The 25,756-nt window shown below is 32.5% G+C and carries 25 protein-coding genes; 10 read left to right on the top strand and 15 right to left on the bottom strand.

Features of this window, described 5'->3' with window-relative positions:
- Positions 1 to 4 precede the first annotated feature (4 nt).
- The 5 genes from C8C83_RS22395 (at position 5) to C8C83_RS22375 (ending at position 4,104) form a co-directional block, all read left to right on the top strand.
- A complete protein-coding gene (locus C8C83_RS22395) occupies positions 5 to 682 on the top strand; it encodes a peptidoglycan DD-metalloendopeptidase family protein (protein ID WP_121330771.1) in 678 nt (225 codons plus the stop codon).
- A 6-nt stretch (positions 683 to 688) separates the two neighbouring features.
- Positions 689 to 1,165, top strand: coding sequence for a hypothetical protein (locus C8C83_RS22390; protein ID WP_121330770.1), 477 nt, complete (start codon positions 689 to 691; stop codon positions 1,163 to 1,165).
- Positions 1,166 to 1,174: 9 nt separating this feature from the next.
- Positions 1,175 to 1,702, top strand: coding sequence for a hypothetical protein (locus C8C83_RS22385; protein ID WP_121330769.1), 528 nt, complete (start codon positions 1,175 to 1,177; stop codon positions 1,700 to 1,702).
- Between the two features lie 47 nt (positions 1,703 to 1,749).
- Complete coding sequence (locus C8C83_RS22380; RefSeq protein ID WP_121330768.1) at positions 1,750 to 2,220, top strand: nuclear transport factor 2 family protein; 471 nt, start codon at positions 1,750 to 1,752, stop codon at positions 2,218 to 2,220.
- Positions 2,221 to 2,361: 141 nt separating this feature from the next.
- Positions 2,362 to 4,104, top strand: coding sequence for an APC family permease (locus C8C83_RS22375; RefSeq protein ID WP_121330767.1), 1,743 nt, complete (start codon positions 2,362 to 2,364; stop codon positions 4,102 to 4,104).
- Between the two features lie 574 nt (positions 4,105 to 4,678).
- On the opposite strand, the gene C8C83_RS22370 is transcribed toward C8C83_RS22375, so the two are convergent.
- From C8C83_RS22370 to C8C83_RS22360, 3 genes are all read right to left on the bottom strand, one after another.
- A complete protein-coding gene (locus C8C83_RS22370) occupies positions 4,679 to 5,284 on the bottom strand; it encodes an NAD(P)H-dependent oxidoreductase (RefSeq protein WP_121330766.1) in 606 nt (201 codons plus the stop codon).
- A 125-nt stretch (positions 5,285 to 5,409) separates the two neighbouring features.
- On the bottom strand, positions 5,410 to 6,273 hold the full coding sequence (locus C8C83_RS22365; RefSeq protein ID WP_121330765.1) for a helix-turn-helix domain-containing protein: 864 nt from the start codon (positions 6,271 to 6,273) through the stop codon (positions 5,410 to 5,412).
- A 209-nt stretch (positions 6,274 to 6,482) separates the two neighbouring features.
- Entirely contained in the window at positions 6,483 to 7,970 is a 1,488-nt protein-coding gene (locus C8C83_RS22360) for an aminotransferase class V-fold PLP-dependent enzyme (protein WP_121330764.1), read from the bottom strand.
- 181 nt (positions 7,971 to 8,151) lie between these two features.
- Between C8C83_RS22360 and msrA the strand changes: the two genes are divergently transcribed.
- Both msrA and C8C83_RS22350 read left to right on the top strand, forming a co-directional pair.
- Positions 8,152 to 8,685 (top strand): peptide-methionine (S)-S-oxide reductase MsrA, encoded by a 534-nt coding sequence (gene msrA / locus C8C83_RS22355; RefSeq protein WP_121330763.1) that lies wholly within the window; start codon positions 8,152 to 8,154, stop codon positions 8,683 to 8,685.
- A gap of 124 nt (positions 8,686 to 8,809) precedes the next feature.
- On the top strand, positions 8,810 to 10,378 hold the full coding sequence (locus C8C83_RS22350) for a protein adenylyltransferase SelO (protein ID WP_121330762.1): 1,569 nt from the start codon (positions 8,810 to 8,812) through the stop codon (positions 10,376 to 10,378).
- A 108-nt stretch (positions 10,379 to 10,486) separates the two neighbouring features.
- On the opposite strand, the gene C8C83_RS22345 is transcribed toward C8C83_RS22350, so the two are convergent.
- The gene (locus C8C83_RS22345; RefSeq protein ID WP_121330761.1) at positions 10,487 to 11,452 is read right to left on the bottom strand and encodes a YpdA family putative bacillithiol disulfide reductase; all 966 of its coding nucleotides are present in this window, start codon (positions 11,450 to 11,452) and stop codon (positions 10,487 to 10,489) included.
- A gap of 4 nt (positions 11,453 to 11,456) precedes the next feature.
- Positions 11,457 to 11,930, bottom strand: coding sequence for a CYTH domain-containing protein (locus C8C83_RS22340; RefSeq protein WP_121330760.1), 474 nt, complete (start codon positions 11,928 to 11,930; stop codon positions 11,457 to 11,459).
- A 213-nt stretch (positions 11,931 to 12,143) separates the two neighbouring features.
- On the opposite strand from C8C83_RS22340, the gene C8C83_RS22335 reads away from it, so the two are divergent.
- Together C8C83_RS22335 and C8C83_RS22330 are read left to right on the top strand one after the other, a co-directional pair.
- On the top strand, positions 12,144 to 13,055 hold the full coding sequence (locus C8C83_RS22335) for an OmpA family protein (protein WP_121330759.1): 912 nt from the start codon (positions 12,144 to 12,146) through the stop codon (positions 13,053 to 13,055).
- Positions 13,056 to 13,075: 20 nt separating this feature from the next.
- Positions 13,076 to 13,627 carry a hypothetical protein gene (locus C8C83_RS22330; protein ID WP_121330758.1) on the top strand — a complete coding sequence of 184 codons (552 nt, stop codon included), beginning with the start codon at positions 13,076 to 13,078 and terminating at the stop codon, positions 13,625 to 13,627.
- A 47-nt stretch (positions 13,628 to 13,674) separates the two neighbouring features.
- Here the strand turns inward: C8C83_RS22330 and C8C83_RS22325 are convergent, their stop codons facing one another.
- From C8C83_RS22325 to menD, 10 genes are all read right to left on the bottom strand, one after another.
- Complete coding sequence (locus tag C8C83_RS22325; RefSeq protein WP_121331427.1) at positions 13,675 to 14,721, bottom strand: o-succinylbenzoate synthase; 1,047 nt, start codon at positions 14,719 to 14,721, stop codon at positions 13,675 to 13,677.
- 174 nt (positions 14,722 to 14,895) lie between these two features.
- Positions 14,896 to 16,098: a tetratricopeptide repeat protein gene (locus C8C83_RS22320; protein WP_121330757.1), complete on the bottom strand. Its 1,203-nt coding sequence runs from the start codon at positions 16,096 to 16,098 to the stop codon at positions 14,896 to 14,898.
- Between the two features lie 41 nt (positions 16,099 to 16,139).
- Positions 16,140 to 16,652, bottom strand: a complete 513-nt coding sequence (locus tag C8C83_RS22315; protein WP_121330756.1) for a DUF2199 domain-containing protein — start codon at positions 16,650 to 16,652, stop codon at positions 16,140 to 16,142.
- Between the two features lie 183 nt (positions 16,653 to 16,835).
- Positions 16,836 to 17,513, bottom strand: a complete 678-nt coding sequence (locus tag C8C83_RS22310) for a metal-dependent hydrolase (RefSeq protein WP_121330755.1) — start codon at positions 17,511 to 17,513, stop codon at positions 16,836 to 16,838.
- A gap of 30 nt (positions 17,514 to 17,543) precedes the next feature.
- On the bottom strand, positions 17,544 to 18,506 hold the full coding sequence (gene menA / locus C8C83_RS22305) for a 1,4-dihydroxy-2-naphthoate octaprenyltransferase (protein ID WP_121330754.1): 963 nt from the start codon (positions 18,504 to 18,506) through the stop codon (positions 17,544 to 17,546).
- Between the two features lie 178 nt (positions 18,507 to 18,684).
- The gene (locus tag C8C83_RS22300; RefSeq protein WP_035625114.1) at positions 18,685 to 19,518 is read right to left on the bottom strand and encodes a 1,4-dihydroxy-2-naphthoyl-CoA synthase; all 834 of its coding nucleotides are present in this window, start codon (positions 19,516 to 19,518) and stop codon (positions 18,685 to 18,687) included.
- A 709-nt stretch (positions 19,519 to 20,227) separates the two neighbouring features.
- Complete coding sequence (locus tag C8C83_RS22295) at positions 20,228 to 21,001, bottom strand: hypothetical protein (RefSeq protein ID WP_121330753.1); 774 nt, start codon at positions 20,999 to 21,001, stop codon at positions 20,228 to 20,230.
- Positions 21,002 to 21,206: 205 nt separating this feature from the next.
- Positions 21,207 to 22,061 (bottom strand): S1-like domain-containing RNA-binding protein, encoded by an 855-nt coding sequence (locus tag C8C83_RS22290; protein ID WP_132011909.1) that lies wholly within the window; start codon positions 22,059 to 22,061, stop codon positions 21,207 to 21,209.
- Between the two features lie 196 nt (positions 22,062 to 22,257).
- Positions 22,258 to 22,602 carry a DUF2853 family protein gene (locus C8C83_RS22285; protein ID WP_121331425.1) on the bottom strand — a complete coding sequence of 115 codons (345 nt, stop codon included), beginning with the start codon at positions 22,600 to 22,602 and terminating at the stop codon, positions 22,258 to 22,260.
- Between the two features lie 96 nt (positions 22,603 to 22,698).
- The gene (gene menD / locus C8C83_RS22280) at positions 22,699 to 24,360 is read right to left on the bottom strand and encodes a 2-succinyl-5-enolpyruvyl-6-hydroxy-3-cyclohexene-1-carboxylic-acid synthase (protein WP_121330752.1); all 1,662 of its coding nucleotides are present in this window, start codon (positions 24,358 to 24,360) and stop codon (positions 22,699 to 22,701) included.
- A gap of 174 nt (positions 24,361 to 24,534) precedes the next feature.
- Here menD and C8C83_RS22275 point away from each other — a divergent pair, with 174 nt between their 5' ends.
- Positions 24,535 to 25,713, top strand: a complete 1,179-nt coding sequence (locus C8C83_RS22275; protein ID WP_121330751.1) for a thioredoxin family protein — start codon at positions 24,535 to 24,537, stop codon at positions 25,711 to 25,713.
- Positions 25,714 to 25,756: the final 43 nt, after the last annotated feature.

Below are 25,756 nucleotides of genomic sequence, written 5' to 3'. Positions count from 1 at the left end.
TTTTATGAAACCTCTTGCCTCTATCTTAAAAACATTACCACCTACTAAAGTAATTGATTCAAGTATCGATTTTTCAAAATACCTAGCTTTGGATTTATCGGTTACGAATCAGGAATTAATGGAATCAAAGCCTGAAAACGCAGCCGAATTTGAGCTTTTTATTTCTAATTATCTCGAAAAAAATAATGCAGAAGTTGCTTTTGGCGGATATATCGAAGGACGGACTTTGTATCAAAGAAGTACAATTTTCAAAAATGATTCTATACCGGAACGCAACATTCATATTGGTCTGGATTTGTGGACAAAAGCGAATACTGCTGTTTTGGCTCCGCTTGACGGAAAAGTTCATAGTTTTAAAAATAATGAAGGTTTAGGCGATTATGGCCCGACGATTATTTTGGAACATGAAATTGAAAATGAAGTTTTTTATACTTTATACGGACATTTATCGTTAGAAAGTATAGAAAACCTTAGTGTTGGGACTGTATTTAAAAAGGGAGATAAAATTGCTACTTTAGGAAAATCAGACGTTAACGGAGATTATGCGCCTCACGTACATTTTCAAATTATAAAAAATATTGAAGAATATTGGGGAGATTATCCCGGAGTTTGCAATACAAATGACCTTAATTTTTATATAGAAAACTGTCCCGACCCTAACTTATTATTAAAAATTACTTAAATAGTTATGAAGAAAGCAGGATTGATTATATGTTTGTTGTTATTAATTGGATGTAAATCTAAAACCATTACGAGAGATACAGAAGATTTAAAAGTAAAGAAAGTTTCCGGCGCCGAAATTAATGCAAATCAGCAGAAAAAAGCATACGAATTGGGCAAAAGAGTTTTGGAAACTTGCAATACATCAAAATTTAAACCTTTTAATGAAACTGAAGTAACCAAAACGGTTATGGAAAATACGACCGAGGAACGATTGACTAAAACTTGTACGAGATTTAGACAATATTACGGAAGTTTTATTGACTTAAAATTAGATGGCGTTTACAAAACAAAACAAGAAGTTATATATCGATATCATGCTTTATATAGCAAGAAAGTAGCCAACAAAGAGTTACGTGTTTTTGTAAATGAAGAAAATCTAATTTCTGCAATAAAATCAATGGATTGGGATGAAAAATTTGATTCAAAAATAACAGATCAATAAACTAAAACTATGAATTTAAGACTACCGCTATTTGTATTATTGCTAATCTCTGGTTTTGCAAATGCTCAGGAAAAGATGATTATAAATAATTCAAAACCTTTTCCGGCAACGCAAAATTATACTTTCATTTGTGAAAAATATGCCTTTACCGGCGAAGCAAATGTTCAGATTGCAAAAACAGATAAAGGAGGAGTTTTAAAAGTCACTGTTGCAACTGCCAATGACAAAGCCAGAATTGCGGGAGGTTTATACGTAGATTTGGCCAATGCCGATGTAATTCCTTGTGTTGATAAAAATGTAAAGGAAAGCTCTGACGGAAAGACTTCGGCGTATTATTACTTCACTCCTGCCGAATTTGCGAAGCTTAAAAAAACGGATATTTATGCAGTTCGATTTATAATTGCAGGTGGTCCAACTACTTTTGGAAATCAAACCGGATATTTTACGGCATACAATAAAATGAATTATTTTTCGACAGCATACGATAAATCAAAAAAATCATATGATACTGCAAAAGAAATTAGTCTTTTACAATAAGACATTTAATAAATTAAATCTTATATTTATAATCTAATTCTTTCCATATGAACGCCAACGAAGCTTTAATTACAAAATTCTACACCGCTTTTGCAAACGCCGACGCTAAAACGATGGCAGAATGTTATCATCCAAAAGTTCATTTTATAGATCCGGCTTTTGGTTTATTAAAAGAAGAACAAGTTTCTAAAATGTGGGAAATGCTGCTTATAAAAAGCAAAGGCAATTTAAAAATTGAATTTTCAAATGTTAAAGCTGATGAATTTATTGGTTCTGCAAATTGGGTTGCAACTTACAATTTCAGTAAAACAAACCGAAATGTAGTTAATAGAATTGCAGCAGAATTTTCGTTTCAAGACGGATTAATCATCAAGCATACAGATAGTTTTGATGTTTGGAAATGGTCAAAACAAGCTTTTGGACCAACCGGATATTTATTAGGCTGGACAGGTTTTTTTCAAAAGAAAGTTCAACAACAAGCCTTGTCATCACTTAGAAAGTTTGAGGAATCCAAATAATTTTCTTAAATTGAATATTCTAAATATACACATTAGCTAAAATATACTTTTAGTTTCTATTCAATCTATCTGCCTTTTCTAAGAATTTGTTTGTCTGTTACTATTTTTATTGTGTTAATCGTGTTTTAATCCTGAATATCGATGAAAGAAATTGTACACAAAAAATTAAATCAATTACAAGCAACGGCAATTTGCGGAAACGACATAAGCTCTTCCTGTTTATATGTTTCGGCGTTAACGATTCTATATGCCGGTCAATATGCCTGGATTTCATTATTAATTGTTGCTGTAGTTTTATTTCTTTTCAGACGAATTTATGGTGAAGTCGTTGGCGCAATCCCTTTAAATGGTGGCGCCTACAATGTTTTATTAAACACTTCAACCAAACGATTAGCTTCTTTGGCAGCTACATTAACTGTTTTGTCATACATGGCAACCGCTGTAATTTCGGCTTCAGAAGGAATGCATTATTTGCACGGAATTTTTGAAAGTTTAAATGTTACTATTGCAACCGTTGTTGTTCTGGTCTTATTTACCGGACTTGCTATTTTAGGAATCGGAGAATCTGCGTTTGTTGCCGTGATTATATTCGTTACTCATATTGCAACTTTATCCCTACTCGTTTTAGCTTCTTTATGGTTTATTTTAAATAATGGATTAGACACATTTCATATCAACTGGGAAACTCCAATTGCCTACGGAAATATAAAAACGGCACTTTTTCTGGGATTTTCTGCTGCCATGCTTGGGATTTCAGGTTTCGAAAGCTCAGCCAATTTTGTCGAAGAACAAGAACACGGAGTTTTTTCAAAAACGTTACGAAATATGTGGGCGATCGTTAGTTTCTTCAATCCTGTAATTGCCATTTTATTAATTAGTGTAATTCCGCTAACCGAAGTGGGCGCTAATAAAGAATCACTTTTAGCACATTTAGGACAAACAACCGGAGGATCCTGGCTCGCCTGGTTAATTTCTATAGATGCAGTTTTAGTTTTATGCGGAGCCGTATTAACCTCATTTGTTGGAGTTTCCGGATTATTAAACCGTATGACTTTAGACAGGATTCTTCCGAATTATTTTCTAAAGAAAAACAAAAGAGGATCACATTATCGAATTGTCATAAGTTTTCTTGTTTTGTGCATATCTGTACTTTTTGCCACTAACGGACATTTAGAATCATTGGCAGGGGTTTATACCTTTTCTTTTCTGGCTGTAATGGCATTATTCGGAATTGGAAATTTACTGCTCAAATTCAAACGAAGCAAATTACCAAGACCAGAACGCGCTCGTGGAATTGCCGTTGTAATTGCCGTTTCCTTTATTATTGCCGCTTTCATAGGAAATATGAGATTGAATATTAACGCGTTTTATACCTTTTTGAAATATATGGTTCCTTCATTGGCTTTTATAGGAATCATGCTTAATCGTGTTATTCTGATAAGACTTTTAATCCAGGCTTTAGAATATTTCTATCAGCCACTTAGAAAATTAGTTATTGTCAGTAATCGCTATTTACAGAAAATGAGCGTTGAAATCAATTCGCAAGAGTTTGTCTTTTTTACCAAAGGCGATGATATTGCAATTCTCAATAAAGTATTGCAATATGTTGAAAATAATGAAACTACCAAAAAACTAAAAATCGTTCATGTAAAAAGTGACTCCACTAGCAACGAAGCTTTAATAAAAGATCTTGAAGTTTTAGACCGCGCTTATGACGATATCGATATTGAGTATCTTGAAATACAAGGCGTTTTTGGTCCGGATATTATAGATGAACTTTCTCAAAAGTGGAAAATTCCAAAAAACTTTATGTTTATAGGTTCGCCGGGAAATAAATTCTCATACAGAGTTTCAGATCTTGGCGGCGTTCGCTTGATTATGTAAAGATTTTTTTTGGAGCAGATCAATCAGGTTTTTCAAGACCCTAAGTCCCGCTTTCGCCTATATCTTTGTTCGTCCCTCTCAAAGGATAACGGCTCTATCGGGGCTAAATTAGAACTATATGTTTTTTCAAGACAAATCTTTGTGAACTTATCAACTATTCTTAAAAACAACAAACCCGACAGGTTTTTAAAACCTGTCGGGTTTACTTTGCGAACTTTAAAAAAGAAAAAGTAAACACAATAAACTTAGTGTCCTTCGCGAAAAAACTTAGCGAACTTTGCGGTTAATTCTCAAACTAACAAACCTAACAGGTTTTTAAAACCTGTCGGGTTTACTTTGCGAACTTTAAAAAAGACAAAGTAAACACAACAAACTTACTGTCCTTCGCGAAAAAACTTAGCGAACTTTGCGGTTAATTCTCAAACTAACAAACCTAACAGGTTTTAAAAACCTGTTAGGTTTACTTTACAAACTTAAAAAAGACAAAGTAAACACAACAAACTTACTGTCCTTCGCGAAAAAACTTAGCGAACTTTGCGGTTAATTCTCAAGTCAAATCAATCCAATTACACCTTTATAAATTAAAAACCTTAGCCAAATGCTTAGGGTAATTTTCAAGATCATTTTCTATAGTTCCGCCTTTAAAAATATCAAAACAATTATAATCCTGAGAAATATCAAAACCACAAAAACGATAACTACTCGAAATATTCAAAAATAAATCCGATGTCGTTTTTCCTTGCATTAATTGTTGAGTTGGATTTCCAAAAGCTTCTTCAGGAGCGTTCCAGGTTGCGCAAATCATAAATTTCTTTCCGTGTAAATTTCCGCCGCTTCCATATTGTTTTGTCAAATCGTCACGCGTTCTTCCATCTCCCGAAAGGAATTTTTGACTGTGCAATCCACTGTTAAAAACTTCGTCCGTATATTTTTTATAAATCCATGGCGCGCCAAACCAATTCACGGGAGTTTGTAGAATTATAATATCTGCGCTTAAATGTTTTTCAACTTCTTCATCGGCATTGTATCCTTTTTCAACTTTTGTCTCAAGAACTTCATAATTTTTGGTTTCAAAAAAATGTTTCGCAACTTCTATAAAAGTGTTGTTTAATTTGCCTTCTGTCCAATTTGGGTAAGTTAGATGCGTATTGATTAATAGTACTCTCTTTTGTTTTTCCATTTTAATAATTTTTACTCTGCAAAAGTAAAAAGTGGATATTGGTCGGAAAGAGACAAATTACCAGTAAAAAAGAAACAAATTACTGATAACAAAAAAAGCACTTTAAAAAGGTGCTTTTTAAAATATTAAAGATTGGTATTTTTTATTTGTTCCCGATATTCTTTGGGAGTTAAATTAACTTGCTTCTTGAAAAACTTAGAAAAATAATTGGGATACTCAAAGCCTAATTCATAAGCAACTTGGGCATTATTCATCGAATTATCTTTTTCTAATAAGTCTTTTGCTTTTTTTATTACAAATTCATGAATATTCTCAAGAGCTGATTTATTTGTGAAGTGTTTAATAATATCTCCCAGGTAATTTGGTGTTAAGCCCAATTCATCAGCAAAATATTGAACGTTAGGAAGTTGTTTTGCAGGTTGATTGTAATAATCGTTTAAACTTTGCTGAAAATCAGTTACAATGCGATTGTATTCTTTTGGGTTTGTAGAAAATTGCCTGTTATAAAAATCTTCAATTACAGAAATCAGTACGTTAGTATAAGAAAGTAAAACCTTGAAATTTTGTTTTTCACTTTTATAATATTTATGCATCAAACCAAAAAGAGTGCTTATTTCCTGAACTTCACTTTCTGTTAAATATAAGGCTTCGTGCTGTCCGTAATCAAGATAAGTTTTGAATAAAAATCGGTTTTCTTCAATTATCTTTTTAGACAGTTGTACATACATTCCGGTATAATTCGGTTCTACATTCCAGCCATTCACCATATCAGGGCTGCTAAAGAAAATAGCCGTTATTGGTTTGGGTACCAATAAAGATTTATCTATATAATTAATTTTTATGCCAATACGATAGAAATCTGCCTGTACTGGTTCAGATTGAGATCGCATATTTATAGAATCATAATATCCAATATCGATATCATTATCGATTGGTTTTTTTAATCCAACATATTCGTTAAACGACTCAAAATCTTTGAAAATTATCATTAAAATGTATTACTAGTTTTAGAAAAGGTTAGAAAAAAATAATAAACAACAAACTTAGTATTTTTTGCGAAAGAGTTCGGTTAATTTCAAAAACCAATAAACCCGACAGGTTTTAAAAACCTGTCGGGTTTAGAATACATTGAAACTTTAAAGAATCGAATCTTTGCGATCTCTGCGCAAATCTTTGCGAACTTTGCGGTAAAATAACGCTACGACTTAAACCAACCAGCAACCAATTCATCTTCAAACGAATTAGCATTTTTATGAATAAACTCGTTTGTATTTTTATTATAAGAATAGTCTAAAGCCCATGATTTATGGTTTTTAGCTAAATCTTTGATGCTTTCGCAAACATAAGCGATTTCTTTATCAGTAGTTGTTGGGTGAATAGACATTCTAATCCATCCCGGTTTTTTGATTAAATCACCAATCGTAATCTCATTAACCAATTTATTCGAAGTTTCCTGATCTACATGCAGCAAAAAGTGTCCGTATGTTCCGGCACAACTGCATCCTCCTCTGGTTTGAATCCCGAACTTATCATTCAGTAATTTTACACCTAAATTAAAGTGAAGATCTTCAATGAAAAAAGAAATTACACCTAAACGATTTTTATGTTGACCAGCCAAAATTTTAATATTCTCAACAGAATCTAATTCATTAAAAACAAAATCAACAATCTCATGTTCGCGTTGTAGAATGTTCTCGATTCCCATTTCTTCTTTAAGCTCAATTGCCAAAGCAGTTTTAATAACCTGCAAGAAACCAGGAGTTCCGCCATCTTCGCGATCCTCGATATTATCGATATATTTATGTTCGCCCCAAGGATTTGTCCAGCTTACTGTTCCTCCACCAGGACAATCAGGAATCATATTATTGTATAGTTTTTTATTAAAAATCAAAACTCCTGAAGTTCCGGGTCCTCCTAAAAATTTATGTGGAGAAAAGAAAATAGCATCCAAATAAGCTTCAGGATCAGCAGGATGCATGTCGATTTCTACATAAGGACCTGAACAAGCGAAATCTACAAAGCAAACGCCATTATGTTGGTGCATTAATTTAGCAGCTTCATGAAACGGAGTTTTCAAACCCGTAACATTTGAACATGAAGTTATAGAAGCAATTTTTATTGTTCTGTCAGCATACTTTTCTAGCAATAAAGCTAAAGTATCTAAGCAGAAAAGTCCTTTTTCACAAGAAGGTATAATTTCAACATCGGCAATAGTTTCTAACCATGAAGTTTGATTCGAATGGTGCTCCATATGCGAAATAAAAACAATAGGTCGTTTCTCAGCAGGAACTATAGTGGAATCCTTTAAATTTTCGGGAATTTTTAAACCTAAGATACGTTGAAATTTATTGATAACGCCGGTCATACCAGTTCCATCATTAATCAAAACATCATCATTATTGGCATTAGTATGACGTTTTATGATGTTTCTTGCGTGATGATACGCTTTTGTCATGGCAGTACCTGACACAGTTGTTTCTGTGTGAGTATTGGCAACAAAAGGTCCAAATTCATTCAAAAGTTTCTCTTCAATAGGTCTATATAAGCGTCCGCTGGCAGTCCAGTCTGTGTAAACAATTTTTTTTCTGCCATATGGAGAGTCAAATTCTTGTCCAATCCCAACAATATGCTGTCTAAAATCCTGAAAATAAGTCTCAAGAGTGATGGTATTATTTTTGCTATTCATTAGTGTGCCTGAGTTTGATTGCAAATATATTGCTTTTTTATAGAATTGCGAATTTATCAATTGTAAACTTCAAACATTACACAACTGATCAGTATATCTATATAAATTACCTTTTTATTGATAATTTGTCATAATATTCTATCGGACTAATGGGGCAATAGAACTTAAACAAAAGTATTTTATGAAAAACTTACAAGTCGCCACTTTTGGTGGTGGTTGTTTTTGGTGTATTGAAGCTGTAATTCAGCGTTTAAAAGGTGTAGAATCTTTAAAATCAGGTTTTTCGGGTGGTTTTATTAAAAACCCTCCTTATCGTGAAGTTTGTACAGGCAGAACTGGTCATGCAGAAGTCATAGAAATAACTTTTAATCCTGACATAATTTCATATCATGATTTGATTTTTATATTCATGACAAGTCATGATCCAACAACCTTAAATCGTCAGGGAGCAGATGTTGGAACACAGTATCGCTCGATTGTTTTATATCACGACGCAGAACAAAAAGCTATTGCTGAAAAAGTTCTGGATGAAGTTAAACCATTTTATGAAGATCCAATTGTTACTGAATTAACCGCTTTTGAAGTGTTTTATAATGCCGAAGAAGATCATCAAAATTATTACAACAACAATCAGGAAGCACGTTATTGCCAGATTGTAATTGATCCAAAAGTACAGAAATTAAAAAAAATGTACGCAGACAAATTAATTGATTAAATAAAAGTTTTTGCCACAGATTGAATGGATTAGAATGGTTCTCCTCACTTACTTATAAGTCTCTTAGAGATTTAAAAAGAATCGTTTTAATCTGTTTGATTAGTGGTGAAAAAATAAAATTCAAATGAAAAAATTAAAAATAAATAACAGATTTACTGCTGAATTGCCTGCAGATCCAAACGAAGTAAACGAAGTTCGTCAGGTTTCTAATGCGCTTTTTTCTTATGTAAATCCAACAAAACCATCAAGTCCTAAACTAATCCACGCTTCTAGAGAAGTTGCTGAATTGATTGGAATTACGGCTAATGAAATTGAATCTGAAGCTTTTTTGAATGTCTTTTCAGGGAAAGAAATCCTTCCGGAAACGCGTCCTTATGCGATGTGTTACGCAGGACATCAATTTGGAAATTGGGCTGGACAATTGGGCGATGGTCGTGCTATTAATTTAACAGAAGTAGAGAATAAAAATGAGTTTTTTACACTTCAGTTAAAAGGTGCAGGAAAAACGCCATATTCCAGAACTGCAGATGGTTTAGCAGTTTTGCGATCTTCTGTTAGAGAATATTTATGCGCCGAAGCAATGTATTATTTGGGAGTTCCCACTACCCGATCGCTTTCGCTGATGTTATCTGGTGACGAAGTTTTACGCGATATTCTGTATAATGGAAATCCTGCTTATGAAAAAGGAGCAATCGTTTGTCGTGTTGCACCATCTTTTATTCGTTTTGGAAGTTTCGAAATGTTGACAGCTCGAAATGAACTCAAAAATTTAAAACAGTTTGTTGAATACAATATCAAGCACTATTTTCCTGAAATAAAAGGAGAGCCAAAAGAGCAATATTTGCAATTCTTTAAAACCGTTGTAAATAAAACACGTGAAATGATTTTACATTGGCAACGTGTTGGTTTTGTTCATGGCGTGATGAATACTGATAATATGTCAATTCATGGAATCACAATTGATTATGGACCTTATGGCTGGTTAGAAAACTACGACCCAAATTGGACTCCAAACACAACAGACAGTCAAAACAGAAGATATCGTTTTGGGAATCAACCTCAAATTGCACAATGGAATTTGTATCAGCTAGCAAATGCAATTTATCCGTTAATTAATGAAGCAAAACCTTTAGAAGATATATTAGAATCTTTTATAACAGATTTTAATTCTGATTATAAAACTATGCTTTCAAGTAAATTGGGATTGTTTACCTCAAGTGAAACTGACGACAAACTAATTGATGATTTAGAAACTACTTTACAATTATCTGAAACCGATATGACTATCTTTTTTAGAAATTTAAGCAAAGTTCAAAAGTCAGATTCTGTTGAAAATGCAATCGAAAAAATTCAGGATTCCTTTTACATCGCTGAGCAAATTTCGGGTGAGATATTAGATTCCTGGAAAAAATGGTTTGTTCTTTATATCGAAAGATTAAATACGGAAAAACTTTCTGATCAAGAACGTTCACAGAAAATGAACGCAATTAATCCAAAATATGTCTTGAGAAATTATATGTCTCAATTGGCTATCGATGCAGCGGATCAAGAAGATTATTCTTTGATAAATGAGTTGTATTCGCTTTTACAAAAGCCATATGATGAACAACCGGAATATGAAAAATGGTTTGCAAAACGACCAGATTGGGCACGTTCTAAAGTTGGTTGTTCAATGCTTTCTTGTAGTTCTTAAAAGTTTTTTTGCCACGAATTCCACGAATTTACACGAATTAATTTTTATCATATTTAAAATTAAAAATTAGTGCAAATTCATGGAATTCGTGGCAAACTTTTTTAATTTCTATTTCGAAGTAATATAATCTACGATCATATTTGCGTGAATGCGGGAATTCTCGATAAACCATTTATGAGTATGCATTCCGCCGCAAACGACACCTGCAAGAAATAATCCATCGATATTTGTTTCCATTGTTTCGGGATTATACGTTGGCGTTTTTTGCTCGTCCTCAGATAGTTTAATTCCCATTTTTTCAAGAAAAGTCAGGTCAGGTTTATATCCTGTTAATGCTAGAACAAAATCATTCTTTATAGTAATTTTTCCGTTTGGAGTTGCAATTTCGACCTCATTTTCTCGGATTTCAGTGATATTCGATTCAAAATAAGCTTTTATACTTCCTTCAGCGATTCGGTTTTCAATATCTGGTTTCACCCAATATTTCACTCGGCTATTTATTTCATTTTTGCGAATTACCATTGTTACATTTGCACCTTTTCTCCAACATTCTAAAGCGGCATCAACAGAAGAATTATTGGCGCCAACAACAAGAACATTTCGAAAAGCATATTCATGCGCTTCTTTATAATAATGTCTGACTTTAGGCAACTCCTCGCCTTTTACATTCATTGTAATCGGAATATCATAAAAACCTGTTGCAATTACAACGTTTTTTGCGGTATATAAAGCTTTATCAGTTGTAATTTTAAAAGAAGTGTTCTCCTGCTTTTCGACTTTTGTCACTTTTTCAAATAAATGAATTGAAAAATTAAAATAACGGTGAATATTTCTGTAATATTCCAACGCTTCCTGACGTCCTGGTTTTGGAGCAAGACAATTAAACGGTATATCGCCAATTTCAAGTCGCTCTGCGGTAGAGAAAAAAGTCATGTACAAAGGATAATTGAAAATACTATTTACAATAGCTCCTTTTTCAATAATTAAATAACTTAGATTTTTCTTTTGAGCTTCAATTGCACAAGCCAGTCCAATTGGGCCGCCCCCAACAATGATCAAATCATATTCTTTCATAACTTTATTTCTCCCAGTATTTAAAAGGATTTTTACTCAAATAAGCATTATAATATCTTGGATCATTTGTAACCTCTTCTCCTAACCAATCCGGTTTTTCAAAGGATTCTGTTTCAGATTCCAATTCGATTTCGGCCATAACTAAACCCTCATTTTCACCGTAAAACTCATCAATTTCAATAGTATGTTTTCCTGATTTTACTTCAAAACGAGTTTTTTCGATTTTGCCTTTTTCGCATAATTTAAGTAATTCCAATGCTTCGCCAAGTGGAATTTCATTTTCCCATTCAAAACGAGACATTCCTCCTTGCTGCCCTATTCCTTTTATAGTTATGAATCCTCTTTCACCTTTAATTCTAACTCTGACAGTTCTTTCTGGTACAGAACTTAAATATCCCTGAGCTATTCTGTTTTGGGTAAAAGCTTGTTCTTTAAAATCATCTGATTTTACAAGAAACTTTCTTTCTATTTCGAGCATTTTGTGTCTAAATTAATTTTTTAATGCAAGTTACTCAATTTCATTAAAACAATTCAATTCTTTAAACTTCATCTTTTTTATACAATTTTATCAACTAATGCTTCCAAATAAAATATTAAGAAAAACCTTATTTTGATATAAAAATAACTTATTGGTAAACAGCTATATAAGCTTTTATTTACTAAATTTGATAGAACTTTAAATCAATTTTTTATGTCTAAAAAAGCACTTTACCTATTAGGCATTGCAATAACCATTATATTGGGTACATTCTTATATCTCAAATTTTGTTGCAATTGCAATGTAGAAACGCCACCAGTTGATACTGAAAAGGTTACAAATGTAATAGTCAAGGACACCAATTTTGTTCCTTTTGTTCTTAGCGGTACAGGAATTGACTATCATACAAATGATAATCTTAAGTTCCTGAAAAACAGTTCGGCATTAATTACGCCAGTAAGTGATTCTGTAAATGTTGGAATTGAAAATCTTAAAACATTTTTAGCTGCAAATGCGAAGCAAAAAGTTACGATAACGGGTTATGCTACTTCTGATGAAACCAATACAACTAGTTTTGAAAATCTAGGTTTAGCGAGGGCAAACGATATTAAAAATTACTTTGTTTCTAAAGGTTTATCAGCGGCTCAATTTGATACAAAAGGTGAAGTTATTGATAAATGGAAAACGAGTGCTGACACTCTTCTAGGTCCGGCAGAATATAAGTTTGAAGCTGTTGATACAACTGCTGTTGCAAGTGATGAATGGACTGCTTTGAAGGATTCAATCAATGCAAATCCTTTGATTTTACACTTTAATACCAATAAATCCAGCGATAATTTAAGTTCTGTCGAAAAATTGAAAGTTGCTGCCATTGTAAAATATACAGGACATGTGAAAGAAGCTGTTGTTTTAATAGTTGGACACAGTGATAACGTTGGAAATCGCGATTCAAATGTTATTCTTGGGCAAAAACGTGCGGATTTTTCGAAAAAATATTTATCGAAAAACGGTATCGATGCTTTCCGAATTACAACAGAATCAAAAGGTCCTGATGAACCGGTTGGTGAAAATACAACAGCTCAGGGAAAAGCTAACAACAGAAGAACTGTAATTACAATCAAATAATTAATCAAAAATATACTATTATGAATATACCTTGTATCTTAATACCTGCGCTAGTGGGATTAATCTGTGGAATTTTAGGTTACTTACTCGGAAAAATGAATTCGAAAGGAGATGATTCTCTTGCCTTGTCACTACAAGCAGATTTAGATGCTTGTAAAGCAAATACACGAAACTTAACGGCTAAAATAGCTTCGCTTGAAGCTGATCTTGCCGCTAAAGCAAAAATAGCTCCGTCTGTGCAATCTTTTGCTGCAAACGCTGCTCCTACAATTGTTTTTGATGCTGTTCTGGCTGCAAATGTCTTTGGTAAAAAAGTAAAAGAGAATGATTTAAAAATCGTTGAAGGAATCGGACCTAAAATTGAAGAATTATATCATAATGCCGGAATTAAAACCTGGTTGGCTTTATCTGAAACTCCAACACATAAATCACAAGAAATTTTGGATGCAGGCGGTGAAAACTTTGCAATTCATAATCCTGGAACCTGGGCAAAACAAGCGCTCTTGGCTTATCAGGGAAAATGGCAGGAACTTAAAGACTGGCAAGATTCGCTTGATGGCGGAAAAGAATAAGATCACGATCAAAATAACCCTGAAAACTGGCTTTACGGCCAGTTTTTTTATGCTTTTTCCAGAAAAGAAGAATCCCAGTTATTACCTTTATTATACCATAATTGCCCTTGTAAAACTTCAAGCGGACAATCGAAATTATTGGTATAAAGTGCTCCAGTACCTAAACCTTGCGGCATATCTGAATTTTGAAGAAATGTCCATTGTGCAATAGCATTTAAGCCAATGTTGCTTTCTAAGGCAGATGTAATCCACCAACCAATATTGTATTTATTGGCTAAATTTATCCACTCTAATGTTCCTCTGAATCCGCCAATAAAACTTGGTTTCAGAATTATATATTGAGGTTTGATCTGAAGCAGTAATTTTTCTTTTTCTTCTAATGAAAATACTCCAATCAATTCTTCATCTAGTGCAATTGGAAACGGAGTATTTTTGCACAATTCAGCCATCGCTTCAATGTTTCCGCTCTTTATTGGCTGCTCGATACTATGTAATTGGAATTTATTAAGTTGTTCCAGTTTATTTAAAGCTTCATCTAAAGGAAATGCGCCATTTGCATCTACACGAATTTCTATTTCTTCAACAGAAAAATAACTTCTGATAAAGTGTAATAATTCAAGTTCTTTTTCGAAATCTATTGCGCCAATTTTAAGTTTGACACAGGTAAAACCATTGGCTATTTTTTCTTCAATTTGTTCTTTCATGAATGAAGCTTCTCCCATCCAGACTAAACCATTTATAACAATTGATTTTGAATTATTGGTGAAATCTGACGGAAACAATACATATGGATTTTCACTTTTAAGGGATAAAAAAGCTATTTCAATTCCGAATTGTATTGAAGGAAATTCTAACAAAGCTTCCCAAAGTACTGTTTCTCCTAAATGAATATTCTGGCAAGTCCATTGCAGTTTTTCTTCATAATCTTCCCGATCATCAGCGCTCAAACCACGAAGTATTCCGCACTCACCTATTCCTTTTTTACCATTCTCTTCAAGAACAATAAACCAGGTTTCTTTCTCAGTCATAATGCCGCGCGAAGTTCCCGAAGGACGCTTAAACTCGAGCATGTATTTATGGTAAGTTGCTTTCAAATTGTTTGTAATTTTTGCCACAAATTTCACGAATTTTCACGAATGAAATGTTGTTTAATTTAGCTTAATAATTTGAAATTAAGTTAAATTTTGTCACCAAAATTAATTAGTGAAAATTCGTGAAATTCGTGGCAGTTTTTTTTAGCCTGTTAATATCCCCGACTAGTTTTTTTATTAATTATAAAGATTTAAAATTTTCTCGAAGTCTTTTGATGGTAATCCGGCTTTTTGGAAAACAGTAAAATCTTGTTTTGTTTTTTCTTTCCAGCTCAAACTATCTGTAACGTTCTGTGTTTGATATTTTTTATAAATAGCTTTTGCTTCGCTATATTCGTCATTTACCAAATAAACATGCGCTAAATTTAATTTTACCAATAACTCTGTGTCGTCTAGTTTTTCTCCTTCTTTAAGGAATTTGATCGCTTTTGCATATTGCTTCGTTAAAATATAACAATATCCAATAGAACTATAATCAACCGCTGTTGCTTTTCCGTCGTTTATAATTGTATTTAATTTCGGAATTGCTTCATTGTATTTCTGAGCTTTTATCAATGATGCAATCTGAGTTCTTAAATCATTAAAAACGTTTTTAGAAATATCAGCGTCTTTGTAACAAGTATTCCCGAAATCTTTGTAAACCTTATTTTTTTCGATTGGTAATAATTTCTGAAATTCGGTGTAGCGATATTGTTTCATGATTTTATCCAGAATACAAACGCAAAAATCATCAGAATTGGCCATTTTTTGCGCCATTGTCGATGTTTTACAAAGGCTTATAATTTCGTTTTTATTGTCTTGATTCCAACCACGATTTAATTTTGTATCAACCCAAGGCACAACTTCCAAAACTATTTTCTGATTCAACAACCAGTTTTTGCTATGAAAACCAAACCAAATTGTGTTTATTTTATCTCCTAAACAAGAAGATTTATCAAGTGATAATCGCTTTGCATCTTTACTCAACGGTTCTTCCTGAGCGAAACAAGCTTTGTCTGTTTTTCCGTCATCAACATACTTTTTAGCACTATCACTTGCGGTAAAAAGTGCATATGAACAAGTATCGTCACCAGAAATTTTTGACATTAAAAAAACTGCTCCGGCTGAACCCTGACTGATTCCGGTTGGATCCGGAATTGCTTTTAGCACTGAAACTAAACTATTTGCCATTTGTTGATTTTCGTCCAGAAGTGTTATTCTATAAACAATTTCAGTTGTTCCTACGGGTAAATCTTCGGTTTTAAGAAGGATTCGATCGCGGGCAGAAACTATAATTTCTTTTGTCGTGGCACGTTCTTTATCCCAATAACCATCTTTTTGGGCGTATGAACTATAAGAAACTGCAATTAAAAGAAACAGGGCAACTTTTTTTAAATTCATTTTATAAAATTTAGTTTAAATGTCTTGTACAAATTTCAGGCCTAATTTTTTAACATTTCGCTAATTCTTTTTTCAGCTTCTTCTTTTGTGATTCCTTCGTAATAATCTTTTACAAATGGATGATCAAAATCCTGATGCGGAAAAATTTCGGGTCTGTCGTTACCGCTTTTAGTAACAACTGTTGTTGGGATACTATTTGAGAATTGATATTGTGAAATATAATTGGATAGCGATCCAAAATATTGCGTTTCGTGATTTTCATTGTCAAAGTTTTCAAGATAATCTTTAAAACTTGTTTCGCTTAAGGAAACCCAAAAACCATATTCTAAATCTTCGCAATGATCGTTAACTTTCTGAATTAGAACGCATCTAATAAAGAGATTTATTTCCTGGTCTGAATATTTTATAACGCAAAAATCCTGATCGATTACTGCTATTTCTTCTTTTTCCTGTTCAGAAAGATTATGATAGCTATTTGGCGAATTGAACGTAAGTGCGGGCCAACTAACATGTTCTTCTCCGCAACATTCGCAAATAAATTTAATTTCGTCCATTCTTTTATAAACGTAAAGGTGTTTTTAGCCCCGATAAAGGCGGTATCCTTTTTTGAGACAATTTTTCTTTGTCTCAAAAAAGATATAGCCGAAAGCGGGAAATAGCTCCTCCTTCGACTCCGCTCAGGATGACAATTCGACTCCGCTCAGGATGACAAAATTGACTTTCCTCGAGTTATAATATTATAATTCTATTGATTCTCCAATTTCAAGAAGCATCAAATCTTTTCCTTTATTGAAAAATTTACGAATTGATTCTTCGTGATCAATTTTGATGTAACCAAAAGTGTCAAAATGATATCCTAAGACTTTATCGCATTCTACAAAGTCTGAAGCAATAATAGCGTCTTCAACATCCATTGTAAAATTGTTACCGATAGGAAGTATTGCTAAATCCAGTTTTGTACGTAACGGAATCAGTTTCATATCCATTGTCAATGCAGTATCTCCGGCAATATAGATATTTTTGTGCTCGCCTTCGATTACAAAACCTCCGGGATTTCCGCCGTAAGTTCCGTCAGGGAATGAACTGGAGTGTATTGCGCTTACATATTTTACTTTTCCAAAGTCAAATTGCCAGCTTCCTCCATGATTCATTGGATGTGCTTTAAATTCTCTTTGAGCGTAATAACTTGTGATTTCGGCACCAGAAACGATCGTTGCATTTGTGCGTTTTGCAATCGCTTCAACGTCCAGAACATGATCGCCATGTGCGTGTGTAAGCAAAATATAATCTGCTTTTAAGGTATTTATGTCAATTGCTGATGCGTGTGGATTTCCTGTAATGAAAGGGTCAACAATAATATGTTTTCCTCCAACTTCAATGCCTAAAGAAGCGTGTCCGTAAAATGTGATTTTCATTTTTATAAAATTTTAAAGTTGAAATTTAATTTATCTGCCTCCTAAAAATAGATTAACAATAATGTCTGAAATTAATGAAATCATACAAACTGTCAATAATATTGAAAGTAAAAATGTACTAAGCGCCAGTTTTTTTAATTCCGGATCTAAAAGCTTAGGGTTTTGGTTTTTATAAACGGTAATTAAATGTTTAGTTAAAGGTATATAAGCCAATAAAAACAAATATTGATCGAAATTATAATCGCTTAAAAAGGCAAAAATAACTACCAAAAGCATTGCTGTAATTATCAATGTGAAGTGATAAATCTTTGCTTTCGCTCCGCCCATTTTAACGACGATTGTGTTTTTCCCTGATTTTCTGTCTGATTCTTCATCGCGCATATTGTTCAGATTTAAAACACCAACGCTTAACAATCCGATAGAAATTGCCGGTAAGATTAAAAGCGGATCTACTTCTTTTGAATATAAAAAGTTCACGCCCAACGTACTTACAAGTCCGAAGAATATGAAGACAAATAAGTCTCCGAATCCTTTATATCCGTAAGCTGAGTTTCCTACTGTATAACGAATTGCTGAAACAATTGCCGCGATTCCAAGTAATAAGAAAAAGATTGAATATCCGAAATTGTCTTGTCCAAAAGCAAAATATATCAGAATAATAGCTGATAATAAGGTCAATACAGATGTAATTATAATTGCTTTTTTCATTGCCTGAGGCGTAATAATACCGCTCTGAATTGCTCTTTGAGGACCAACTCTATCGGCATTATCAGTACCTTTTACTCCGTCTCCATAATCATTTGCAAAATTGGATAAAACCTGTAAACCTAATGTTGTTAGTAGTGCAAAACCAAAGATTTTCCAGCTAAATACTTCTGTTGGTGTATTGATGATTTCTGTTGGGTTTGATAAAGCATAAATACTTCCTACTATAATTCCCGAAACTGATAAAGGTAATGTGCGCAAACGTGCGGCTTCAATCCAATGTTTCATATTTTAATTTTAGATTTTAGATTTTAGATTTTAGATTGCTGGAATAATGAATCTACATTAAATTTACAATCTGAAATTTTTAATCTAAATTAATATTGTATAATTATTTTTTAATCTAGAATTTAGATATCGGTTTCAGATCAAAAATCTAAAATCAGCAATCTAAAATCTAAAATATTTAAGGTAGCCATTTGTTTTCACCAAAGTTTGGTTTTCTTTTTTCTAAGAAAGCATTTCTTCCTTCTTTTGCTTCTTCAGTCATATAAGCCAGGCGTGTAGCTTCTCCGGCAAAAACTTGCTGTCCAACCATTCCGTCGTCTGTTAAATTCATGGCGAATTTTAGCATTTTTATAGAAGTTGGTGATTTTTGCAGAATTTCCTGTGCCCATTGATAAGCGGTATCTTCTAACTCGTCATGCGGAATTACAGCATTTACCATTCCCATATCCATAGCTTCCTGTGCAGAATAATTTCTTCCTAAAAAGAAAATCTCACGTGCTTTTTTCTGTCCAACCATTTTTGCCAGATACGCAGATCCGTAACCACCATCAAAACTAGTTACATCGGCATCTGTTTGTTTAAAAATAGCGTGTTCTTTACTCGCCAAAGTCATGTCGCAAACTACGTGCAAACTATGTCCGCCACCAACTGCCCAACCTGGAACAACTGCAATAACAACTTTTGGCATAAAACGAATTAAACGCTGAACTTCAAGAATATTCAAACGGTGTTGGCCATCTTCTCCAACGTAACCCTGATGTCCGCGTGCATTTTGATCTCCTCCACTGCAAAAAGAATATACACCATCTTTAGTCGACGGCCCTTCGGCAGAAAGTAAAACAACTCCGATTGAAGTGTCTTCCTGAGCATCATAAAAAGCCTGGTATAATTCTGAGGTTGTTTTTGGACGGAATGCGTTTCTAACATTTGGTCTGTTAAAGGCGATTCTAGCAACTCCGTTACATTTTTTATAGGTTATATCTTCAAATTCTCTGGCAGTAATCCAATCCATTTCTATTTGTTTTATTTTAAATAATTATAGTGTAAAAATAAAGCATTTTTATATTTTTACCTACTCAATTTCGTTTAAGTCTGTGCTAAAATTACTTTGAATGTTAACAAATAGGATTTACTTACAAAAAATAACATTTTTTAACATTAGTTTTAAAAAATAATAATTAATTTTACACCCTAGAAATCAATGAGATACATTTTATTTCGTTGATATAAGATTGATTTTCTTTCACTGATTTATTAACCTAAAAAATGATTTTTTTGAGAAAATTTAAAAAATTTGTCGCTCATTTTTTAACGGTTTTTATTCATAAACCTGTGATTAATGGGCAAATGATTTATTCGTTTGTTGAAACTTCAAAAAGGAAATAGTAACACCTAAGGTTAAACGCTGGAATTGTTTAGTAATTAGTATCAAATTGATTACGAAAAGAGGAAAAAATGCTAACTAAAACTTTCTATAAGTTATTTTATCAAACCAAATGGACTAGCCGTGAACTTAAATTTTTGCTTTTAATATGAATGTATATATTGTTTAAAGACATACCGTTTCAGAAAGTAATTTCTAAAATCTATAAAGCTATTATTTTTTGAAAGGATTCGAATTTATTTTATTTCTGTTTTTTTTTAATTACAATTTTTTTTAAAACTAGAATAAAAAGGGAAAGGCTGCTTGTAATGAGCAGCCTTTCTTGTTATGTATATTGTTATTTTTTAATCGCTATCAATTTTACGGGAATTTTGTTTGAATAAATAATTCCATCAAATAAAACATATCCGTTTTCCTTTATCTCTTTTTTTCGGTCCTGACTCAATTTTTTATTCGTAAAAACAGAATCATTCTTTAAGGAAAGTGAACCTAAATTTGGTTTCTTTTTCTCTATATTCGAAAACCACATTTGACTATTTCTATAAGGTAAATTCATTACCGAAGTAAAATATTTTGTTTCTCCAGGCTGAAGAAAATAGCCTTGTAGTGATTCATCGATATCATTAACATATTCTAACTGATATTTTCTAAAAACTCGGTTCTTTCTTAAAAATTTAGAGACTATAGTATCTAGCTCTTTAATTTTCATTAGTTCAAAACCGTTGCCACACATGTTTTCGGCCCTTGTGGAACTACCATCTAAAATAGAATCGTTTTTATACATACTAAAGCCAATCGAATTATAAGTATAATCTTTTCTTCCTAAAGCTTCTCTATAAAGATCTCGTTCTACAGTTCCCAAATTATTCTCATTCAGCATTATAAAATATTTTTTATCTGAAATATTGGTTATTTTATAATGAAGAATGTTTTTTGAAAGACTATCATATTGTTTATTTGGTTTATAAAAAACTTCCCGAAAATCATTCATATGGACATTTTCTGCGCAAACAACTTCGTTGGTCAATAATTCAAGCTTTAAATCTTTTTTATTTTTTTCACATGAAAATAGCATCAAAAACAAAAAACTTAAACAGATCACTTTTCTCATAAACTCTACGTGTTTTAAATTCCAATTTTTATCCCGAAGATTCGGGGCGAAATTCCAACTCTATATAATAAACATTCGGAATCTTTCCCAAGGTTGAAACCTTGAGCTATGGTTGGGATAAATATCAATAAAAAAATTCCAAATCCCAATATATACATTTCGTATTGGAATTTGGAATTTAAGAATATTGAAGTTTTTGATGAAATTATTCTTTTACAAGGTAAATTCCGTCTTCTTTGATTTCTATAAGTTTTTCTTTGTAAAGAGCTCCAATTGCTTTTTTGAAGGTTTTTTTACTCATTTTCAATACCGTTTTGATATCTTCAGGATGCGAAGCGTCGTTTAGACGTAAAAAACCACGATTGGCTCTTAATTCGTCTAAAATCTTTTCTGCATTTGGCTCAATACTTTGATATCCTTGAGCTTGCAATGCAACATCTATTTTATTGTCAGGACGAATATTCTTTATATAACCACGCATTCTGTCTCCAGTTCTTATTGCATCATCATAAACTTCATCTTTGTACAACAATCCTTTGTGTTGTTCATTGATGATTACATTGATTCCTAGTTCGGTTATATGTGAAACAATCAAGTCAACTTCTTCTCCTTTTTCAACAGTTAAGTTTTCATTGCTTAAAAATTGATTCAATTTACTTGAAGCTACTAAACGTTTGGTTTTTTCATCCATATAAAGATAAACCAAATAGCGTTTTCCTTTTTCCATAGGACGAGCTTGCTCTTTAAACGGAACAAGAATGTCTTTTTCCATTCCCCAATCCATAAATGCACCAACCTGATTGGTGTAATTTACTCTTAGAAGTGAAAATTCATTCAGCAAAATATAAGGTTCCAGCGTTGTTGCAACCGGACGTTGTTCGTGGTCCAAATAAACGAAAACAATAAGCTCCTCGCCTATTTCAAATTCATTTGGAACGTATTTGTTTGGTAATAAAATGTCGTGAATTCCTTCAGGATCTTTTTCAGGATTTCCTAAAAATAAACCAACTTTGGTATCACGTAATATAGTAAGGGTATTGTATTTTCCTATTTCAATCATATTCTTGAGGTTCTAAGCTGTAAAGCAGCTGAGTTTCTAAGTTGCAAATGTACGAAGTTTGAAAATGGTTCAACGAAAAATATTTTAGATAAAAGACAGTAAATTCTATATTTATTGTAATTATTTCAAATTCAGAAGAAAATTAAACTAAAAAAGCACCAATAATGGTGCTTTTTGTATCTCTAATGATTGAAATCTATTTGTTATAAATACTTTCTTTTTTGAAGTGTACTGTCAAAAGATAATAAACAACAGCTCTGTATTTATGTTTATTCGAATGTCCGTATTTTTCAAGAACTGCATGAATTGCTGCTTCTAATTCCGGTCCATTTGGTAATCCTAATTTCTTAATCAGGAAATTGTTTTTAACCGTATCTATTTCAGAATGTTGAGTTGCTGCAACTGTTGAAGCATCTGGATTGTATATTGACGGTCCGCAACCAATAGTTACTTTTGTAAGCAAATCCATATTTGGTGTTACTCCGCATTTATCTTTTAAGTCGGCTGCATATTTTTTAATTAACTCTTCTCTTGCGCTCATAATTTTGTATTTAATGATTTTTCTTACTTCTTTAAAGTCCAAATCTAACACAAATATTCAGCAATAAGATAAAATTAACAATATTTTAGCTACAAATTATACTAATTCTTTAAAGAACCTTTTGAGAATCACATCATTTTCTAAAGTTGGCGTGAAAACTTCTAAAATCGTTGGTTCATCATTATTATTATAAAGTGATTCAATATTTTTTTCTAAAGAATCTGAATCTGATGCAGTATAATAATTCATCTTATACATTTTTGCCAAATGCTCAGCAGTCAAATGATGAGAAGTTTCAAAAAAGGTATTAAAAACAGGTTTTTCTTCATGTCCCGGTAAGATTCTGAAAATCCCTCCTCCTCCATTATTAATCAAAATAATTTTGAAATTTTTAGGAATATAAGAGTTCCATAAAGCATTACTGTCATATAAGAAACTAATATCTCCGGTTACAAAAACATTTTGCTTTTGACTACCAACAGCCGCACCAATTGCGGTTGATGTACTACCGTCGATTCCGCTTGTTCCTCGATTGCAAAAAACTTCTATCGAAGGATCAATATCAATTAATTGTGCGTATCGTATTGCAGAACTATTACTGATTTGCAATTGACTGTTTTTAGGCAAAGATTCGATTAGTTTTTCAAATGCTTTAAAATCAGAAAAAACAGTTTTTTCAAGATATTCTTGTCTTCTGATTTTTCTTAGATCATAAATCTTTTCAATTTTCGAAAAATAATCACTTTCTGCAAAGATTGCTTTAGGAAGTAATTCACTGAAAAAATCATTTGGCTGCATCACAAAATGATTCGTCAATGCATTGAAAGTATCATAAGCACGTAAAGTATCAATATGCCAATGTTCTTTTGGTTTGTACTTTCGTAGAAAAGCCTTAATTCGTTTTGAAACAATCATTCCCCCAAAAGTCACTAATATTTCCGGTTGAAATGCAAGAAAATCAGCATCTTCAAATGGTGTAATTAAAGTATCAATACTAGCAACAAAACTTGGATGATGCAGGTTTGAAGTAGTTTCTGTAAGTACTACAATTGAAGCATCTTTAGCAAAATTTTCGATTATACTTTGATTAATAGAATTTGCTTCATTTACACCAACTAAAATTAATTTTTTCTTGGCTAAATTCCATTTTGAAATAACTTCTTCGCTATTTTCAATAATTTTAGTTCCAAGAATTTCTTCTGAATGCGTTATTGTTGATTGAACTAAAAGTTCTTCGACAGTTTCGTATAAAGGTTCTTCAAATGGTGCATTAATATGAACAGGACCTTTTTGAAGAATAGCAGTTTCGATTGCTTTATTAATTTTCAGATCGTTTTCAAGTGATGCATCTTCAGTTAAATTGGCATTGAATACGGAATGATTCTGAAAAACATTTTCCTGACGAATGGTTTGTCCGTCTCCAATATCAATTTTGCTTTGCGGTCGATCTGCTGAAACCACAATTAACGGAATCTGACTGTAAAATGCTTCGGCAAAAGCCGGATAATAATTTAACAAAGCAGATCCTGATGTACAAACAATTGCTGTTGGCTGTTTGGTTTGTTGTGCTATTCCTAATGCAAAAAAAGCTGCACAACGTTCGTCAGCAATGCTGTAACATTTGAAGTTTGAATTTTGGGCAAATCCTATTGTTAAGGGTGCGTTTCTTGAACCTGGAGAAATTATGATATTTTGGATTCCTTTTGCAGAAAATATTTCGATAATGCTTTGTGCAAGCGCTATTTTGGGGTAAATCATTCTTATGGTGTATTATTTTTTAAAGAAAAGCTTAAGTCTAAATTTTTCTTTTTGATAGTACAAAGTTACAAACTTCGCATTGGATTTAACTTATAAATAGGAAGATATTAAGACCGTTTATAGAAAAAGGGAATATATTTGTAGTAGCCAATTTTTGATTAAAATAAACATGATATGCGTTTTATATATATACTCTTTCTTTTTTTGTCGTTGCAAACTGTAAATTCTCAAAATCAGTTTGTTCCGGATGATACTCCTTATAAAACAGCACTGGAAAATGCAAAACTGCAAAACAAACCTCTTTTCGTAATGCTTTACGCAGATTGGTGTCCGCATTGTAATCTAATGAAGAAAGAAGTTTTAAGTGATCCAAATGTCATGGCTTTTCTGAAAGAAAATTACGTTTGTGCCTGGAAAAACATTGAAAAAGAAGAAGGAATCGCTCTCAAAGACAAGTATAACACTAAATCTTTGCCTACTTTCTTGTTTATTGATCCAAATAGCGAAACGCTTTTATATGCTTTGAAAGGCGAAATGAAAACGCCGGAATTTATGACAGAAATAAAATATGCTTTGAATTCCAGAATGCAATTGCCATATTTAGAGAAAGAATTTCTTGCTGATCCAAGTAATTCAACTAAGTTTTTTGCGTATTTGAATACTTTAAAAAAAGGAAAAGACAGAACTGATTTATCGATTCCAACTCATATTTATCTTAATACGCAATCTGATGCTCAATTAGTTTCTGAAACCAATTGGCGCGTAATTGCAAATGGTGTTACGGATATAAAATCGAGAGAGTTTCAATATGTTTTAAAACATCAAAAAGAGTTTGCAGCCGTGGCTTCGCAGAATCGTGTAGATCGAAAAGTAGAAAGTATTGTGACAGAATTACTTCGTCCTTATGTTGATAATTTAGATACCATAAATTACTATAAACAACGTGAAGTTGCAAAATCTATAAAACTTCAAAAAACAGATTCTCTTGTTTTTAAGTTTGACTTGACATTGGCAGAAAGAACTGAAAAATGGCAATTTTATAAAAAAGTAACTCTTGAAGATACTCAGAAATTGGTTTGGAACGATGCCAGTTTTCTTAAAGATATTGGGCAAACGTATCTAAAACATATTTCTGATGCCGAAAGCTTGAAAAAATCTATTTTGTGGGTAAAACATTCTGTCGAATTAAATGATTCTTATGACGGAAACCTACTCCTGGCGAGACTTTACAATAAAATAAAGGATAAAAAACTAGCTTTGCAATATGCTAAAGATGCGAAAGAAATTTGCGCCGAAATGACCTGGAGCACCAAAGAAGTTGATACTTTATTGGCGGAATTAAGTTCTAAATAGATGAAATTCAAAAAAAATCCAATTACTTAATTGTGCGTGAATA

Source organism: Flavobacterium sp. 90 (assembly GCF_004339525.1).
Taxonomy (GTDB): domain Bacteria; phylum Bacteroidota; class Bacteroidia; order Flavobacteriales; family Flavobacteriaceae; genus Flavobacterium.
Note: the sequence above shows the minus strand (reverse complement) of the source record. Positions and strands in the feature narration are given on the sequence as shown.

Bases quoted from the DNA above. Each gene is read 5' to 3' on its own strand.
- C8C83_RS22365 (WP_121330765.1), bottom strand. From the start codon at position 6,273: ATGATAATTTTCAAAGATTTTGAGTCGTTTAACGAATATGTTGGATTA.
- C8C83_RS22340 (WP_121330760.1), bottom strand. From the start codon at position 11,930: ATGCTCGAAATAGAAAGAAAGTTTCTTGTAAAATCAGATGATTTTAAA.
- C8C83_RS22295 (WP_121330753.1), bottom strand. From the start codon at position 21,001: ATGAGAAAAGTGATCTGTTTAAGTTTTTTGTTTTTGATGCTATTTTCA.
- C8C83_RS22335 (WP_121330759.1), top strand. From the start codon at position 12,144: ATGTCTAAAAAAGCACTTTACCTATTAGGCATTGCAATAACCATTATA.
- C8C83_RS22285 (WP_121331425.1), bottom strand. From the start codon at position 22,602: ATGAGCGCAAGAGAAGAGTTAATTAAAAAATATGCAGCCGACTTAAAA.
- C8C83_RS22390 (WP_121330770.1), top strand. From the start codon at position 689: ATGAAGAAAGCAGGATTGATTATATGTTTGTTGTTATTAATTGGATGT.
- C8C83_RS22330 (WP_121330758.1), top strand. From the start codon at position 13,076: ATGAATATACCTTGTATCTTAATACCTGCGCTAGTGGGATTAATCTGT.
- C8C83_RS22380 (WP_121330768.1), top strand. From the start codon at position 1,750: ATGAACGCCAACGAAGCTTTAATTACAAAATTCTACACCGCTTTTGCA.
- C8C83_RS22350 (WP_121330762.1), top strand. From the start codon at position 8,810: ATGAAAAAATTAAAAATAAATAACAGATTTACTGCTGAATTGCCTGCA.
- C8C83_RS22370 (WP_121330766.1), bottom strand. From the start codon at position 5,284: ATGGAAAAACAAAAGAGAGTACTATTAATCAATACGCATCTAACTTAC.
- C8C83_RS22320 (WP_121330757.1), bottom strand. From the start codon at position 16,098: ATGAATTTAAAAAAAGTTGCCCTGTTTCTTTTAATTGCAGTTTCTTAT.
- C8C83_RS22375 (WP_121330767.1), top strand. From the start codon at position 2,362: ATGAAAGAAATTGTACACAAAAAATTAAATCAATTACAAGCAACGGCA.
- C8C83_RS22290 (WP_132011909.1), bottom strand. From the start codon at position 22,061: ATGATTGAAATAGGAAAATACAATACCCTTACTATATTACGTGATACC.
- C8C83_RS22275 (WP_121330751.1), top strand. From the start codon at position 24,535: ATGCGTTTTATATATATACTCTTTCTTTTTTTGTCGTTGCAAACTGTA.
- C8C83_RS22360 (WP_121330764.1), bottom strand. From the start codon at position 7,970: ATGAATAGCAAAAATAATACCATCACTCTTGAGACTTATTTTCAGGAT.
- C8C83_RS22300 (WP_035625114.1), bottom strand. From the start codon at position 19,518: ATGGATTGGATTACTGCCAGAGAATTTGAAGATATAACCTATAAAAAA.
- C8C83_RS22385 (WP_121330769.1), top strand. From the start codon at position 1,175: ATGAATTTAAGACTACCGCTATTTGTATTATTGCTAATCTCTGGTTTT.
- menD (WP_121330752.1), bottom strand. From the start codon at position 24,360: ATGATTTACCCCAAAATAGCGCTTGCACAAAGCATTATCGAAATATTT.
- msrA (WP_121330763.1), top strand. From the start codon at position 8,152: ATGAAAAACTTACAAGTCGCCACTTTTGGTGGTGGTTGTTTTTGGTGT.
- menA (WP_121330754.1), bottom strand. From the start codon at position 18,506: ATGAAACATTGGATTGAAGCCGCACGTTTGCGCACATTACCTTTATCA.
- C8C83_RS22345 (WP_121330761.1), bottom strand. From the start codon at position 11,452: ATGAAAGAATATGATTTGATCATTGTTGGGGGCGGCCCAATTGGACTG.
- C8C83_RS22315 (WP_121330756.1), bottom strand. From the start codon at position 16,652: ATGGACGAAATTAAATTTATTTGCGAATGTTGCGGAGAAGAACATGTT.
- C8C83_RS22310 (WP_121330755.1), bottom strand. From the start codon at position 17,513: ATGAAAATCACATTTTACGGACACGCTTCTTTAGGCATTGAAGTTGGA.
- C8C83_RS22395 (WP_121330771.1), top strand. From the start codon at position 5: ATGAAACCTCTTGCCTCTATCTTAAAAACATTACCACCTACTAAAGTA.